Consider the following 17,004-nt stretch of genomic DNA (forward strand, 5'->3'; position numbering starts at 1 on the left):
TTTATATCTTAAATTGGTGAGCCTGGAGGCATTGCTAGCGGCTTAAAGCTCTCTGGCCACTGCCCTTGCTCAAGGAAGTATTGGATATGCTCTCCTAAATATTGCTCAAACGCTTTTGATTTGTCCGCGCTCGAAAACATCGGCTCTTCGGTATACGTATCGGCAATTTGCTGTAAATAAAAACGAAGCTGCGCTTGTACTTCAGGATCCACTTTCGTACTGGCACTGAGCGTGGCCATTCTGTGTGCCGTTAGATACTGTACGCGTTCATTCAGCTTTTTAGCCATCTCTGATCCTGGATTCGCTTTAAACACCACCGAGTGCAATTTTGTTAGTAATTCATTGCTGCCTAGGTGCTTGGTATTTCTCGCGTACTGCTGCGCCACTCTATTTAAGCGTTCAGCGTTTAATAGCAGATTGAGCGTGTGCAAACTCGCCATTTCAGGCAGTGCCATAGCATCTAGCGGCAACCCTGTTCGGCCATGTACGCTCTCACGGTTGCGAGACTCTCCATAGGCTTTCGGAGGTATCACCGCCAGCACTGACTCAGGAATGGCCAAAGCTTCTGGGGTCAGAGTTTCTAATAGTGCATTCAACGCATCGGCCTGCTCTGCTTTAACCACAACTTCAGCACCTTGTAATGGCCCCTCTCCGCGAACTTCATAGTGATAGTCAACGCCGCCGATAAGCTTTACCACTGACTCGACTTGATATCGATGAAACAGATACAAAGGAACAAGTTTCTCTTCTAACTGAGACAGTGCTACACCATTTTGGATATTGTTTACACCAAACTGAGCAAGCGCCTGCTTGCGAATACCTAGCACCCTACGCAATTCTGTAGCAGGATCTGCACCATTGTCCCACAAATGTGCATTAGGGTGAGCCCCGCCTTTAGGTCTCGCATCAGCATCAGATATATATCCAAGACCGCGATCTTTCGTTTCTTGAATAACACCTGCGAGTGCTTCAGCTTCATTAATAGCGGAGAAGTCACTGTAGCCATATTTCACAGCTTGAATGTCCCAAGCACCCATTCCTTTTGCATAACCCTCACTGACATCTAGTTTGCCTTGTGTATCGAATTGCACCAGAGGGTGGGGATAATCCATGACAGATGCACGCTCATCACCTGAGGCTGCAAAGTTGTGAGCAATACCTAATGTGTGACCTATTTCATGAGCACTCAATTGGCGAATACGATCTAAAGCCATCTCGTGTAACCTTTGTGTTACTTCATCGCCTTTAATAAATGGCGCGGCCAGAGCTTCTGCAATAAGAATATCTTGTCGAACACGAAGAGAACCCAAAGTTACGTGGCCTTTAATAATTTCACCACTGCGCGGGTCTACCACCGAGGCACCATATGACCATCCGCGAGTTGCTCTATGTACCCACTGGATAACGTTATAGCGCACATCCATTGGGTCAGCATGCTCTGGCAATATTTTCACTTGAAATGCGTCTTTATAGCCCGCCGCTTCAAATGCTTGCTCCCACCAGCGAGCGCCATCAAGTAATGCCGTTCTCACCGGTTCTGGTACACCTGGATCTAAGTAATAAACGATAGGTTTTACCGCTTCGGATACTTTTGCTGTAGGGTCTTTCTTTTCTAAGCGATGACGCGGAATATAACGCACATACATAGACTCACCCAGTGGCGCAGAATAATCTTTGTGCTCTATGCTCCAGAATCCAGATTGAGGATGAAACTTGCGAGGTGTATAGTTTTCGTCAGGCAATGCAATTAATGAATGTCTCTGGTGTACGGTAATTGCATATGGATCGGCAACGGCTTGACGAACATACTTGCCAGGATCTTTGCCTTTAAACGTCAGTACAGCTTCTAACTCGGTGTTTTTTACAAACGCCTTTGAGCGAGGTGAATAAACTGCGCTACGGCTTTGATCTAGACTGTAACTGCCCTGCTTAGTAGCCTTTAATCTGCGGCTTACACCGTGTACGTCCGACAATAAATAAGGCGTGTAATCAATAAGTACACTATCTGAATCCTCCGCGACAACTTTAAAGCCGTGCAAAATACTTGAAGCAAACGCTTCTTTTACACTCTGTTGCTCTGCGCTGTTATCGGCACTGGCGCGGTAATAGGTATTGTTTGCCCTGAGCATCACTTTATCGCCGAATCGTTCAAATTGAACGAGATGTGTTCCGCCTAATTGGCCTCTATCTAAACCGATGTCATTTGAACCAACTCCGTAAGGCAAACTATGCTGTAATAAGAATGGCTGCGAAAGTTTATCTACATCTAAATAGATTTTTCCGTTACTTTTATCACTGTAAAACGAATAATAGCCCGGAAAGTGATTAAACTTATCAGTAAATTCGTCTATGGACTTAATTGCTGCCTGAGCATGCGTTATCATAGGCAGTAACAAAGTCGAAACGAGATAAGGTGTCATACGTCTCTTTATCATAATTGTGTCTTTGTTATTTCATGTTTTGTGATTGTTTTTATCTAGTATATGAAATTGTATACAAAAAACAGTGAATCAAGACGAAATTCAGCGCAGCCTGCAGTGACTCTCTCACATACACTTCACTGCGGCCCGACAAACGTTATCAGGATTTAAAATATGCGTAGATTACCGCCGGTGTTATTTGAAGATGGTTGTTCTAGAGAGTTAGTTTCTCTGATCCGCACTATCTTAGCCGCTTGTAAAGAAATCTCTTTTCGCGTAGGACAAGGTGCACTGTCTGGTGTACTGGGTTCTACTTTGGATGAAAATATTCAAGGTGAGACGCAAAAGAAGCTAGATGTGCTTTCTAACCAGTTAATCAAAGACATCTTGCTTGAGTCTGGCTATGTTAAAGCCATTGCCTCAGAAGAAGAAGATTACACAGTTGCGGGTAATCCAGATGCAAAATTTATCGTATCGTTTGACCCACTAGATGGCTCTTCAAACACCGACATCAACTCTTTAGTTGGCACCATTTTCTCAATTATGGAAGCACCGGAAGGATCTGACCCAGCAGATCCAGCAATTTTCATGCAGCCGGGTAAAAACCAAATTGCCGCAGGATACGTGTTGTACGGTCCTTCGACTACATTGGCACTTTCTACAGGTAAAGGGACACGTATATTCACGCTGGACAAAACCCATGGCAGCTTCTTGTTGACTGAAAACTTTGCAAAAATTCCTGAAGACACTCAAGAATTTGCAATTAATGCCTCTAATCAGCGTCACTGGCAGCCAGCCATGAAAGACTACATTGCAGACTTACTTGCAGGAAGCGAAGGGCCGCGCCAGAAAAACTTTAATATGCGCTGGATAGCAGCAATGGTTGGTGATGTTCATCGAGTACTTTGTCGCGGTGGTTTATTCACATATCCTGCAGATACGAAAAACCCAGAAAAGCCATACAAATTAAGACTGCTATACGAAGCAAATCCAATGGCGATGCTTGTTGAACAAGCAGGCGGCCTTGCTCACACTGGAGAGACGCGAATACTGGATATTGAACCTAATGATATTCACCAACGTGTTGCGGTGATCTTAGGCTCAAAGAACGAAGTTGAGACTTGTTTAACATATCACAAGTAACGGCCTCAAAGGTCAATCTAGCAGTGTCAGCAGGCGCGCTATTTTGACCTTGTCCAACCCCCCCATTAACTCAGGTTCTGACAAAGCATATAAGCTGCCCTCTAAATCGCCCACATCATAATCATCACGTTGCAATAATATTGTCGCCCAAAACTCCAGTTCATCGATGCTGACTTTATCCTCTATCGCTGATTGCAAAACTTCTTTAAACATTGTGCTTGTTAGGCGCAAACAACCTTGCCCTTGTGGTGTACTCGCCAATACCGACAATGCTTCTTCTCTTGTGTCATCACAACATAGTGCAAATGCTTTTAAAGCGTCATTATAATCCAAGCGGTTACCTCGCATACTCACAGGCTAACCTTACAGAAGTTTCATCCTGCATGACACCATTAATTAACGCCAGTAATTCCATTTCATTGCATTCAGATACTGACACGTCAGCCACTGACTGCCCTTGAAATAGTACCACTGCCCTATCACACAGTGCCTTTACCTGAACTAAGTTGTGACTGACAAGAAGTATGGTCACCCCCTGAGAGCTCAACAAACGTATTAGTTCAGCGACATGATTATACTGCTCATTACCAAGCGCGGTGGTGGGCTCGTCCATCACGATGATATCCGCTCCGACATTTACAGCTCTTATCAAAGCAACGACTTGTTGCTGCCCTATAGATAGCTTCGATACCGGCATATTTAGATCGATGGCCATATTTGTGAGCCTTTGCAATAACTTCTGTCCATGCTTGAGCATCGCTTTTTTATCTAACCAGCCCAAGCGATTTAAAATGACATTGCGATGTTTTATCTCATTATTCAGAAATAAGTTTTCCACAACCGTCATCTCTTTAACCAACGCCAGATCTTGATAAACCACTGCAATACCTGAAGCTTGTGCCATGCTTGGTGAACTGAACACCTGCGCTCGCCCGTTAATTTGGATCTCACCATGCGAGGGTTCTAACTTGCCAGCAATACAATTAACCAAAGTCGATTTGCCAGCTCCATTGTCACCAAGTAGTGCCACGACTTCACCTCTGTTAGCCGTAAAACTGACTCCCTTGAGCGCTTCATTTATACTAAATTGCTTATGTAAATCAACCACATTTAAGGCGACTTGATCTAATTGCGTACGTATCATAGTTTGCGCGCCTTAACCGTGATGCTTACCGCCACAATTAAAATGATACCTTTAACCATCATTTGGGCATTGCTTGAAAAACCAGATAAAATCAATCCATTATTTAGCATACCAATTAGCCATACGCCGAATACGGTTCCCCATATACTCACCTGTCCACCAAATATGCTACTGCCTCCAATGGCCACAGCGGCTATCACTGTCAATAGTTCTGATTCCCCCATAGTGTATCTGGCGCTTTGCATTCTGCCTGCATACAATAAGCCGGCAAACGCTGCACATAGCCCCGAAAGAGACATAGCCATAACTCGAACCTTATTCTTATTGATCCCCATCGCATAGGCGGCATCGGCATTTGCGCCGATCGCGAGTAAATGGCGACCAAATTGCAAGTTTTGGAATACAATGTAAACACCAAGGGAGACACATAGAACCCACCAAAGCAGCGTCGGTATGCCCAAGAGATCACCGCTTCCAAACAGCTTCAAAAAAGATTGATTTAAAATGGGTATAGATTCTAAGCCGGAAATATATCGAACAAAGCCACTCAAGAAAATCAATGAACCCAGAGTGATAATTAATGATGGAATTGCCAAACGGACGGTCAATATACCATTCAGTGCCCCGATAGCAGCACCTATTGTTAAAGATGCCAACACTGAAAATGTGATGTCGTAATTGGGTAACAACATGGCAGCCACCAGCCCAGACAATGCAACCACAGCCCCCATGGACAAATCGAGTAGTCCGACAGACAACGCAAAATTAAAACCAATAGCCATGATCACTATTGGTGCGGTTTGGCGCACAATATTAAGCATATTTTCAGATGAAAAGAATCCGCTGTCTCCAAGTACAAAAGCAAATACCATCATGGTTAATACAAACGCATAGTACACAAGCGTTTGGGCTGTTAAAGATGCTATTGGCTTCATAGCTTAGGTACCTTGTTCCGCTCGCTTTGCAGCAAAACTTGTTTTAATAAAGCGGGTAACTCTGAAGCAAATGCAACTTGCCAAGAGGCTGTGATATTGTCTCGTGTCACAATGTTGAAGTTTACTTGTGTATAGAGTGGCGTTTTCAATCCGATTGCAGCACCAGCACCAATCCTAGCCATGAGCTTTCCCATTTCATTCGGTCTATCAGAAACAGTACCGAACATATTGCCACCCAGTGCCATATCTATTAAATTATTGACACCTAAATCATGGGTAATCACTTTAATATGCCTATATCCACCAATCCTCAATGCCTCGATTACCCCTTCAGCCGCAGCATCCCAGGAAACATAAATCGCATCAAGATGGGGGTTTTGAATTAACATGGCGGCTGTCAGCTGAGCCGTTTGATTTTTCTTTATAAATCCTTTTTCACTGACAATTTTTACTTCAGAGTAACCACTTAGTGCCTTGCGAAAAGCCGCATCACGTTGATTGGTAATTGGATAGTCAGCTTCATGATAAATCATACCCACTTTCCCTTTAGCAGATATGGCGTCGACTAATAACTGCGCCGCAGCCTTTCCCATACCATCAACATCATCTCGAACGATACCCGCAAAATCGACACCATGGCGAAACCCTGAAATAGGATTGCTCAATAACACTAATTTTGCCCCTGCGTCCACCATTTGCAGGTAACTGGGTTTGGTACTTAAACTGTCCACACTCAAAGATAATAAAATGTCAGGGTTTAACATTTTCAAAGTTTCTAAGTCAGAAACCTGCTTGGCTGGGTCATAATGCGCTTCTGTTATGGCAACAACATCAATACCCAAGCGATTAAATTCAGCCTTCGCCCCCTGACTAACAGCATTGATCCAAGGACTAGAACCGTGCCACGCCATAGCTGCGCTCAAGTTAGATTTTCTAACTTCGGCCACCTGTTGAGTAGTAAGTACATACTCCTCTTTTGCCACTGTAAAAGAGGGTGCAACCAGACCAAGTAAAAACAAGCCTAGCTTAAGCACCTGAGAACAATTCTGCATATGCTTAGAGGCGTATAGAGTGAGCCCGATCCTTGACACCACATGTTCCTTAAATAAAACCGAGTTTAGTACATTTAATCAGCAGCACTATTTTTGTCAATTAGTTTTACTTAACCTGCTCATTGCAGCTGATGTTATTGAACAATATAAACTATTCGATATTTTTCATATGTGTAATAAGATAGATGTTTGGCAAATATCAAAACTATACTGTTCATTGTCTGGAGAAATAGATTGAAAGGGTCGAATGCTAAACAGAATAAAGCAGCTAATTTGCGTTTAGTATTATCGCAAATAGTGACTTTAGGCCCCATTTCTCGTGCTGAAATTGCACGCAATACACAGCTTACCAAACAAACCATCACCAATATGGTAGAAGAGTTAATCGGTGTAAATCTCATCGAAGAAGTGGGCTTAAAGCGCTCAGAAGGAGCGGGCAAACCCTCTAAAATGCTATGTTTGAACAAGAGTGCCGCTTATACTTTGGCGATCCGAGTTTCGTCAGAGTTGCTTGAATTAAGTATCCATCATTTAAATGGTACGAGCTTAACCAAGTCGGGCATTAGAACCGACAAGATGTCTACCCCACACCAAATAGCTCAAGAGTTTGAGCTCTTAATTGCCCAAAATGGACTCAATCACCAAAAATTCTTAGCCGCTGGCCTGTCAGTACAACCGCCCCATGGTAACTCCTTAGAGCAATATCAAGCTGGGCGCACTTTGCAAGTAGAGCTTAGTCAAAAGCTTGCTATGCCCATTGCCATTGAAACCACCGCATCAGCATGTGCCGCCTATCAAATGTTGTTTGGTGAAGCGAAGACACTCCATAATTTTATTTATATTCATATTGGAAGCAAAGTTGAGTCTGCCGTTGTATATGACCGCCAAATCATGTTGGGGCAGAATGGCCTCACCGGTGCACTCGGAAATATCTTCGTCACGCCAGAAACGAATACAACAACGGGTGAGTTAGGCACACTTAACGAGTTTGCCTCCACAACTTCTCTAAGGCAGTATGTTGAAAAACAAAACAAACAAAGCGTGAACTGCGTAAAGTTGCTAGATCCAAAAGAAAACTCTGCATGTAAAAACTGGATAACAAGGGCCACTGAGCCACTGCGTATTGCTATTCATACCCTAGAGTCAATCCTCAACACGCAAACAATCATTATTGGTGGAGATTTGGGAGAAGCTTGCTTAGAGACGTTGATAGCTGAACTGAGACCCTTTATTCCATCTATTGCACAGCTAGGTAAAAGAGAGATCATACGTCTCATTAAAGTGCCAAATCAAACCTATACCTCATTAGCGGGCATATCTACACTGCCTTTGCACGCCTCCTTCAATGAAAAAAACATGCAAACACTTTATACCTCACCAACATTCGCACCAAGCCTACTACAACAGCTTATTTACACCTATGTCGAGTGAGTTTTTCGAACTTTTGCAAGATTAAACCGATACTGGATAGTCTGCCAATTGACCCCACTCACTCCACGAGCCGTCATACACCTGTAAACTTGTATATCCGCATTCAAAGGCCACCAAAGCTAAAATACATGCCGTAATGCCCGAACCACAGCTAAATTGCAAAGTCGTGATGCTCTCACTCACGCCAGCACCTTTAAGTAGTTCTTTAAGCTCAGTAAGCGGTTTTAGCACCCCTTCATCTGTCAAAACACTTGTGTAAGGTAAGTTGCTACTGTTGGGAATATGTCCACTGCGCATGCCCTCTCGAGGCTCACTCCCAACTCCCTTAAAACGCTTACTTCCTCGAGCATCCAGCAACAAGGTTTCTGGGCACTTTATACTCTTTAAAACACACTCTTTGTCAATAAAATAGTTATCACGAGGAGTTGCAGTAAAGTTGCCCACATGCTCGACTAATGCGTATTCGGATACCAGTTTATACCCTAGTGCTCGCCAATGCTTCAAACCACCATCAAGCACATATACCTGATCAAACCCCATGGATTTAAACATCCACCAAGCTCTTGCTGCACTGAAAAGTCCCTTATCGTCATAGACAATAACGGTATCCGAACTATTAATGCCCAACTGACGCATTTCCGCTTGAAAGACATTTTTAGAGCACATCATATTAGGTAATGTGGAATTATCATCACTTAAAGCGGTACTAATATCAAAGCGCAGTGCGCCTGGGATCACTCCATCAGGACTGTACGCACCTTGTTCACCAGGTTTAACTATCCCAGCATCTAGAACGGTTACATTACTCAGGTTTTCCACTAGCCATTGAGCACTTTTCAAATTTTTTGTCATATTCAGGCACTTATTTCTTTGATTCTGGTTAAATTCTCAATCTGCTGACGTTATACTAGATAGGATAAATGTGTATCTCAAGTCAATGTAATGGGTAATAAAGTTATTGTTTCAAGTAAACTAGATGGGGCTGTACTAGCTATTTTGCCCAAGTTTATCGGTGATGCTATCAATACATTGCCCGCCTTAGCACTACTCAAGCAACTATATCCAACTCAGCGAGTTTGTATTCTTATCCGGCCTCATCTGGCAGAGTTATTTACCCGCGCAGCGCACTATGGGCTGGAAATCATACTTGATGATCGCCACAGCAGAAACAAGCATCAGGGCCTTTATGGCATGGCTAGCCAACTAAAGCATCAAAACTTTGCGCTGGCAGTACTCTTTAGAGGCTCACTTACTGACGCTCTTTTAGCTCGCTTAGCTGGCATAAAAAATGTCATAGGTTACGCCCAAAATGCCCGCAGGCCGCTGTTAAGCCATGCCTTTAAACTGAACCTGTGCCATCACTATATTTACCGTTACTGCAAACTTGTCAATGATGCTCATGGCAGACCTTTTACACACTTCAGCACCCCAAAACTGATAGCAAATGAATCCAAACTCACACTTTCTAAGCAAGGCAAAAATATTGCGCTTTATTTAGGTGGAAAGGTAAAAGGAACACGTTATTACCCGCAAAAACTGGCCCTGCAAGTTATTCAGCACGTTTCAACTATTCAAAATATAAATATTTTTCTGCTCGGCGATCAGTCTGAGCAAGCTGAGATGGAGGCGCTTGCGGCTCAATCTATCAGCAAAGGAATTACTATTTGTAACCTCGCTGGCAGTATGAGCTTAGCCGAACTTGTGGATAACATCGGCGCGATGGATGCTGTTATCTCCATAGATTCAGGGCCCATGCATATTGCAGCGGCTTGCGAAGTGCCTTGTGTCGCGATTGTTGGTCACGGTACCTCTCCATGGTCTCTTGTTGCACCAAAAACCAGAAAGCTAATTGCACTGACACATCAATCTATGTCATTGAGCGAGGTGGATATGATCCAAGACATAGAACCTGCCAGAATCTACCACTCGTTACTTGAACTCATGCGAGATCAACACACAAACCAGTCCTAATTTAACCGGCTTTGTGATATTGACCTAACCACTGAGTTAAATCAGCTGCTTTTAAAGGTCGGCTTAAGTAATAACCCTGTGCATAATCACATTTCATCTCTTTGAGAAGTTGCAGTGACTCTGCATCTTCTACACCTTCGGCTACAACAGAAAAGCCCAACTGATGCCCTAAACTAATTGTCGAACGAACGATACACTGATCTTGATGTGAGGCAGCTAATTTGAGTATAAAGACTTTGTCCAACTTCAACTCATCAATTGGCAGCATTTTTAAGCGTCCAAGTGACGTCTGGCCTACGCCGTAATCATCCAATGAAATATGTACACCTAGCGCTTTGAGCGCCAACAATGCTGCGATGCCTTTTTCCTCGTTTTCAATCATATCTCGCTCTGTTAGCTCAATCGTAATTAAGCCAGGTGCAACTGCAAACTCCTCCAGCATTCGTTGTAAATGAGGAATAAAGTCTATGTCGGCAATATCTTGAGCTGAAACATTGATAGCTGCTTTCATTGTCACACCCTGAGTTTTCCAAATAGCGACCTGTGAAATAACCGTTTTTAGTACCCACTGTGTCAGGTCAACAATTAGCCCAGATTGCTCAGCTAAATCAATAAACAATTCAGGAGATACCCAATCCCCACTTTTTCGCTTCCAACGGATCAATGATTCGACCTTGTCCACCATACCAGAGCTCATATTTAACTTTGGTTGATAAGTCATAAAGAGCTGACCATCATCTTCTATCAAAGCTTGTTTTAACTCATCGATAATCTCTAATCGTTCAAGGTATGCTTCATCTTCACCTGTTTGATAAAAATATACATCCTCGACACCGTGAGCTGCATTATCCGCCGCAATGAGAGCACGCCGTATACTGTCGTCTGCATTATCTGCTTGTTCAGGGCTATGCACAACGCCCACACTAAAACGTAAAGTTATCTCAAAATTATGGATTGTATAACTCTTGTTAAGCTCTGCAAGAAAACTATCGACACAGTTTTCCATTGTTGAGTCAGGTTTAGCTTGTAATACCGTTAAAAACTCATCTCCCCCCAATCGGATATTAAGTCCCTCAAAGCTAGACGTAACGACCTCAATTCGCTTAGCCACTGCTTCAATACAACTATCACCGATTCTAGGGCCAAGTTTATCATTGATGTGACGTAGCCCTTTTATGTCAAGGGCCAGCAAATAGTATACCTGCTCTGTGGACACCAACGCATCCAAAATAGGCAAAGCCGAGGTACGGTTGTAAAATCCAGTCAACGCATCATGGCTTGCTTGATAGCGTATTTGCTTCTCACGAGCCTGAATATCGTCTCCCATTTCATGAAACGCATCTACTAACTGGCAAATTTCTTCTGTTGGGCGGGATTCATGGATCTCAGCGTTATAATCTCCTTTAGCAAACCGTCTCGCCATCACTGTTAACTGTTGCAATGGCGTAGCCAAATTCTTGGCTAAAAAGCCACTGGCAAGAAAGCCGAATAACATGGTGATACATGATAGAAACACAATTGTCAGTACCAACTGATCAAACTCTTCATATTCGCTTCTGAGGTCTGCACTCAAAATCAGACTGACAGGCACTTGAGATAGAGAGGGTAGTGCGACCTCAGCATTAATATACAAAGGGTATTCACCAAACCATCGACTAATTTTTTGCTCATGTAGATACGCGAAAAGGTCCCGGTCTTCTGGGAGCAAGATTGAACTCGCTTTCATTTTTTCGCCAAGGCTAATAAAGCTCATTTCCATGCCTGTGAGCCCTTTCAGTTGTTGCGCAATCGGCTCATCGACAACAAAGCCGACAATGGTAAAAGCAATCGTTCTTGGCGCCTTAACGGGCAATATAATTGCTTGATAAAGCTTTTTGTCCAACACAACAAAAGCGGATCGTTCTTGATGCGCCAATAATTGTTTAACCAGCGGGCGCATATCTTGAGGTAGATCGAGTTGATTTTGATTGGTAGAAATTAACTTTCCGCGCATATCCAGTAACAACATTAGTTCAGCATTGATTCTCTGGCTATGATTGAATAATACGCTGCTTATCGTGGATGCATCTCTGGTAGCAACCGCTTGTTTAAAACCAAAATCCTGCGTCAGTACAGAAGCTGCTGTAACTAAAAGCCGCTCTCTCGCCACTAAATATTGTTGATAAACACTTTGCGCTTTTTGAATATCTTGTTGAACCTGACGCTCTTTGAATTGACTCGTAGACCACCAAAAACCAGCCAAACTCGCAATGGCGGTAATCAATACTAGTCCAACACACAGCACTATAATGCGATTTTTAAAACTCGTGCCCATAGCGATCCTTTAATACTGCAATTATTCAGTTTACGCTGAACCGGAGTGCCCCTATTAAAACAACATAAACTTACCGTTATCAACCCGATGACTATTCAGTTATGATCATTATTAGTATGCCCTACATGACAGACCTTTCTGACAGGCATAAAATTTCAATACCAATGCAATCAATACGGATACTCTTTCATTACACACTGAAACTCACACTTATCCGTAAACAGAGTAAGGATACAATTTTCCAACCAGCTATAAAAAGCTAGCCAATTGTTAAATCGTGCGCCTATTGCTGTTAGTTCATAAGTAATGATGTCGAGAGTCTAGTGTTCGAACTCTTTGAACGTACGTGTGTTTATACTAAGTAAAAGTGACTTGGGAAGGAAATGCAAGGATTTCGTGTTGCAATGCCTAACAATCCTTTAAATAACTGACTGCTAGGCATTTTTGTGAGTTTGCTTAATCAATAAGGCCGTATTCTTGGTCTAAAATAGCAATCACTTCTGAACGCGGGTCTTTAGGAATAGTTAACGATTGGCCAACTATTTTGCTCGCGATGCCAACATAAGTCTCTGATACTGACATCATAACCTCTTGCGGCAGCTTGTATGACTCAGCCAAAGCTTCTCGCTCAGGCATACGGTCTTTATTAAGCAGCACGTCACTATCAGGCACATTGTTTATCAGTAACTGACGGAAACCTTCTTTAGAATTTTCGACGATTTTACCATCTCGGTACGCTGGTCCATCCCAAATACGTGATGAGTCTGGAGTACCTACTTCATCGATATAAATCAGACGCGATGTTCCATCAGCATCTTCAACATAGCCAAACTCAAACTTCGTATCTACAAAGATTTGATCTAATTTACTTAGCTGGGCTGAGATTAAGTTAAACCCTTCACTCAACAATTGCTCATATCGAGCAACGTCATCTTCAGACTTAAAGTTAAATGCAGCTAAGTTGTCTGTAATATTACTACGGGTAATATTTACATCGTCTACTTCAGGCACTCCTTCAACTCCAGAGATGATTCCCTTAGTAGAAGGAGTGATTAGTACATCATCAAGCTTTTGATGCGCCACAAGGCCTTCAGGTAGTTTAATACCACAGAAGTCACGCACACCTTTACTGTAGTCTCGCCACATACTTCCCGTAATATATTGGCGAGCAATGGCTTCAACTCTGACTGTGCTCGCCTTTCTCACAATCCACACATATGGATGCGGGATATCAACAATATGATTGCCTGCCAAACCTGCTTCATCAAATAATTTAAACCAATGAGCGGCCACACTATTTAATGCGATGCCTTTTCCTGGCACACCATTTAATCCGTTTTCGCCTTGCCAAATACAATCAAATGCAGAGATACGATCTGATATAACCATGATCGCAAGCTCAGTTCCTTTTGGAACATCATAGCCTTTCTCGTCAATTAATCTGGCACTGTCTTGGTCGGTTAACCAATAAACCGAACGTACTTTACCACTGTGAACTGCACCTTTAGTGCGTATTGGTAGATCGTCATTGACGTCTAGAACTTTGTAGCTACTCATTGTATCTCCATAGAGAACGGCTGCGTCTTGCTAAAGGACGCAAAATACAGAGGGGGTTAGAGGGGTGTATAATAGTCGAGCGCAACCAAAATCACAATTGTTTACCGCATCACATCGCAATCCGAGCGTAACTTAGTTTAGTCCTACGGCGTTCTGAGATAACATAACTGAAACTCGGTACAAAGAGATGATTACATGATCCAAATTTCAGATCTCACCTTTAACTGGCCGGGCCAGTCTAAACCTACATTGCACATAAATGACTTGCAAATACAACAAGGAGAAAGGCTTTTCCTCCATGGTCCCAGTGGTAGCGGTAAGTCGACTCTTTTAGGCTTGCTCGCTGGTATTCAAACTCCTCAACAGGGCAGTATAACAATACTAGAACAAGACTTAGGTAAATTAAGTGATGCAAAAAGAGATAAGTTTCGAGCGGACCATATCGGTACGATCTTTCAAAACTTCAACCTACTTCCCTACTTGAGCCCGATAGAGAATGTGCTACTTGGCTGTAATTTTTCAAAACGTAGAGTGGCAAACTTAAAACGAGCAAACATCTCAGCCCAAAACCAAGCTAATTTATTACTAGAACAACTCGGTATAGATCAGACGACCCGCAGCCGCTCAGTTAGTGAGCTCAGCATTGGCCAACAACAAAGAGTTGCAGCAGCAAGAGCTTTCATTGGTCAGCCTGAACTTATTATCGCCGATGAGCCAACTTCAGCACTTGATGCCGATAATCGCGATATATTTATTAAGCAGCTCTTTGAACAAGCCACACATTACCAAGCAACTATACTCTTTGTAAGCCATGATGCGAGCCTAGCACACTTGTTCGACCGCCAAGTAAGCCTGAAAGAAATCAATGAGGTAAAACAATGAAGCTAGTTACCCTCGCATTTAAGAGTATTTCAAATCGCAAGGCCAGTGTGCTGCTCACTTTATTTACAATTGCGGTCAGTGTCATGTTATTACTGTCGATAGAAAGAGTACGCCAAGAGGCTAAACAAAGTTTCGGCAGCACTATCTCGGGGACAGACTTAATCGTAGGTGCCCGCACAGGCGATATTCAATTATTACTCTCTAGTGTCTTTCGAATAGGCCACGCCACTAATGGCTTATCTTGGCAAAGCTATCAGTACATCAAGCAGCAAAAAGGCGTAGCATGGACTATTCCCATCAGCCTCGGGGACAGCCACAAAGGCTTTTCGGTCCTCGGTAGTGATGGTAATTACTTTCAATTCTACCGTTACGGCAAGAAACAGAGCCTCACATTTTCACATGGCAGACCCTACCACAATGCACAAGAAGTAGTGATAGGCAGTGAGGTTGCAAAACAACTTCACTACCTCCTAGGTCAAAAGATTGTTGTCGCCCATGGCATGGGTAATACCAGCTTTCATAACCATGATGATAACCCTCTTACTATTGTAGGTATTTTAGAGCCAACAGGCACACCTGTTGATAAAACTCTGCATGTACCGCTCAAAGCAATCGAGTTGATGCATGGCCCCACTCACCGAGTGAGCACAACGGCCATTGTTCGCAACAATGACTCACATTCACATGACGAGCACGAGCACCATGAACACCACGAGCACCTTGAACACGGACATCATGATCACAACGCACTAGAGAGTGAACCAGGAGACCTCATTGGTGAGCCAACACAACTGACCGCATTTTTAATGGGGTTTGATTCACCTCTCTATACGCTTCAAGTGCGAAGAAACATCAATACATATAAACCAGAAGCATTATCAGCCATTATGCCTGGCGTCACTCTAAGAGAGCTCTGGGGTATGTTAGATATCGTGGAGAAAATACTGATGCTATTTTCTGCGGTTGTCGTATTGATCAGCCTATTGGGTATGCTTACAACCCTACTCTCTTCGCTCAGCCAGCGCCGCAGAGAGTTGGCAATATTGCGATCTGTAGGGGCAAGACCCAAACATATTTTTGCCTTAATGTGCAGTGAAGCTGTTTTAATCACAGCGCTGGGAAGCTTAATTGGGATTGCGATGTTTTATTTACTCATTTTGGTAAGTAAAGGGATGTTGCAAGCCCAATTTGGTATTGCCATCTCTTTATCGCTGCTCAGTGACTATGAACTAATGCTACTTGGCGTTATCATGGTGTCAGGCACAGTGATAGGCGCAATCCCTGCAATTCGTGCATATTTTTACTCGCTCAACGATGGTATGAGTATCAAAGTTTAAGAGGTTATTTATGTTTTCAACTCGATTGGTGTCATGGTTTATATCAATAGCTATGGTAATGTTAGTGTCCTGCACAGCTTATGCAGCTCCCCCAAAAGAAATTTTTTGGGACGATCTTATACCTGCAGGTCATGTTCAAATTAGCAACCAAGAAGCGGCGAGCCATGATGGTGATGATAAAAACTGGGTGCAACCTAACCTCGATGCACCGGTTGTTAAAGCGCTTGATGGCAAAAACATTAGCTTACCAGGGTTTGTTGTACCATTAGAGGGAGACAGTGAAGTGATCACTGAGTTTCTGCTTGTCCCTTACTTTGGAGCCTGCATACATGTTCCACCACCGCCTCCTAATCAAATAGTCCACGTAAAAATTAAAAATGGTGTACCTATAGATAGCCTGTATGATGCGATTACAGTTACCGGCACTATTAAAGTGGAGAGCTTTAAGAATGAGCTTGCCCAAACAGGCTACACAATGCAAGCTGTAGGTGTAGCACCTTTCGAACTATAACCTAAAAGCTAGGGAGCAACACAGCTCCCAATTTCCCTTCTCAAAAGTATCCTCACGCAATTTAGATATATCCACATTAATCGCCCCTTGATTGCCCCGTTAAGTCTTTTCTGCTCTGTTAGATTTAAGAAAAATACAGACATTTGTGCAAAAGGCTGCTGACTGCGAACGAAGTGAGTACAGTTTCTTGTGCGCAAGGGTGACGAATGACCGAAACAAAGTTTCGCAGCATGAGGAAGTGAGCGCATGGATGCGCGATGGGACCCTGCTTCAGGGATGAATTAAGTGCAAAAGGTTAGCGACAGCG

At 43.2% G+C, this 17,004-nt stretch carries 14 protein-coding genes; 6 read left to right on the plus strand and 8 right to left on the minus strand.

What is annotated here, in order from left to right:
- Nucleotides 1-8: 8 nt before the first annotated feature.
- Complete coding sequence (locus N475_RS10030; RefSeq protein WP_063355739.1) at nucleotides 9-2,435, minus strand: zinc-dependent metalloprotease; 2,427 nt, start codon at nucleotides 2,433-2,435, stop codon at nucleotides 9-11.
- A 159-nt stretch (nucleotides 2,436-2,594) separates the two neighbouring features.
- Between N475_RS10030 and N475_RS10035 the strand changes: the two genes are divergently transcribed.
- Entirely contained in the window at nucleotides 2,595-3,563 is a 969-nt protein-coding gene (locus N475_RS10035) for a class 1 fructose-bisphosphatase (RefSeq protein ID WP_063355740.1), read from the plus strand.
- 12 nt (nucleotides 3,564-3,575) lie between these two features.
- Here N475_RS10035 and N475_RS10040 read toward each other — a convergent pair whose 3' ends face one another.
- The 4 genes from N475_RS10040 to N475_RS10055 are packed head-to-tail and all read right to left on the minus strand — an operon-like array spanning nucleotide 3,576 to nucleotide 6,733.
- Nucleotides 3,576-3,911, minus strand: a complete 336-nt coding sequence (locus N475_RS10040; protein ID WP_063355741.1) for a hypothetical protein — start codon at nucleotides 3,909-3,911, stop codon at nucleotides 3,576-3,578.
- Entirely contained in the window at nucleotides 3,901-4,707 is an 807-nt protein-coding gene (locus N475_RS10045) for an ATP-binding cassette domain-containing protein (RefSeq protein ID WP_063365187.1), read from the minus strand. Before N475_RS10045 ends, N475_RS10040 begins: the two co-directional genes overlap by 11 nt.
- Nucleotides 4,704-5,642: an ABC transporter permease gene (locus tag N475_RS10050; protein ID WP_063355743.1), complete on the minus strand. Its 939-nt coding sequence runs from the start codon at nucleotides 5,640-5,642 to the stop codon at nucleotides 4,704-4,706. The genes N475_RS10045 and N475_RS10050 overlap by 4 nt, the downstream gene beginning before the upstream one ends.
- Entirely contained in the window at nucleotides 5,639-6,733 is a 1,095-nt protein-coding gene (locus N475_RS10055; protein ID WP_227008475.1) for a substrate-binding domain-containing protein, read from the minus strand. The genes N475_RS10050 and N475_RS10055 overlap by 4 nt, the downstream gene beginning before the upstream one ends.
- Nucleotides 6,734-6,967: 234 nt before the next feature.
- Here N475_RS10055 and N475_RS10065 point away from each other — a divergent pair, with 234 nt between their 5' ends.
- Entirely contained in the window at nucleotides 6,968-8,125 is a 1,158-nt protein-coding gene (locus N475_RS10065) for an ROK family transcriptional regulator (protein WP_227008474.1), read from the plus strand.
- A 21-nt stretch (nucleotides 8,126-8,146) separates the two neighbouring features.
- Here the strand turns inward: N475_RS10065 and N475_RS10070 are convergent, their stop codons facing one another.
- Nucleotides 8,147-8,977 (minus strand): sulfurtransferase, encoded by an 831-nt coding sequence (locus N475_RS10070; RefSeq protein ID WP_063365190.1) that lies wholly within the window; start codon nucleotides 8,975-8,977, stop codon nucleotides 8,147-8,149.
- Nucleotides 8,978-9,067: 90 nt separating this feature from the next.
- Between N475_RS10070 and N475_RS10075 the strand changes: the two genes are divergently transcribed.
- Entirely contained in the window at nucleotides 9,068-10,096 is a 1,029-nt protein-coding gene (locus N475_RS10075) for a glycosyltransferase family 9 protein (RefSeq protein ID WP_063365191.1), read from the plus strand.
- Between the two features lies 1 nt (nucleotide 10,097).
- Here N475_RS10075 and N475_RS10080 read toward each other — a convergent pair whose 3' ends face one another.
- A complete protein-coding gene (locus N475_RS10080) occupies nucleotides 10,098-12,410 on the minus strand; it encodes a bifunctional diguanylate cyclase/phosphodiesterase (protein WP_063365192.1) in 2,313 nt (770 codons plus the stop codon).
- 456 nt (nucleotides 12,411-12,866) lie between these two features.
- A complete protein-coding gene (locus tag N475_RS10085) occupies nucleotides 12,867-13,967 on the minus strand; it encodes a phosphoribosylaminoimidazolesuccinocarboxamide synthase (protein WP_063355749.1) in 1,101 nt (366 codons plus the stop codon).
- 195 nt (nucleotides 13,968-14,162) lie between these two features.
- Between N475_RS10085 and N475_RS10090 the strand changes: the two genes are divergently transcribed.
- From N475_RS10090 to N475_RS10100, 3 genes are read left to right on the plus strand one after another with little or no spacing between them, the layout of a single operon-like run.
- Nucleotides 14,163-14,849: an ABC transporter ATP-binding protein gene (locus N475_RS10090; RefSeq protein WP_063355750.1), complete on the plus strand. Its 687-nt coding sequence runs from the start codon at nucleotides 14,163-14,165 to the stop codon at nucleotides 14,847-14,849.
- Complete coding sequence (locus N475_RS10095) at nucleotides 14,846-16,186, plus strand: ABC transporter permease (RefSeq protein ID WP_063355751.1); 1,341 nt, start codon at nucleotides 14,846-14,848, stop codon at nucleotides 16,184-16,186. The genes N475_RS10090 and N475_RS10095 overlap by 4 nt, the downstream gene beginning before the upstream one ends.
- A 52-nt stretch (nucleotides 16,187-16,238) precedes the next feature.
- Nucleotides 16,239-16,697 carry a DUF3299 domain-containing protein gene (locus N475_RS10100; protein ID WP_227008481.1) on the plus strand — a complete coding sequence of 153 codons (459 nt, stop codon included), beginning with the start codon at nucleotides 16,239-16,241 and terminating at the stop codon, nucleotides 16,695-16,697.
- The last annotated feature ends 307 nt before the right edge of the window (nucleotides 16,698-17,004 follow it).

Source organism: Pseudoalteromonas luteoviolacea DSM 6061, assembly GCF_001625655.1.
GTDB classification, from domain to species: Bacteria; Pseudomonadota; Gammaproteobacteria; order Enterobacterales; family Alteromonadaceae; genus Pseudoalteromonas; species Pseudoalteromonas luteoviolacea.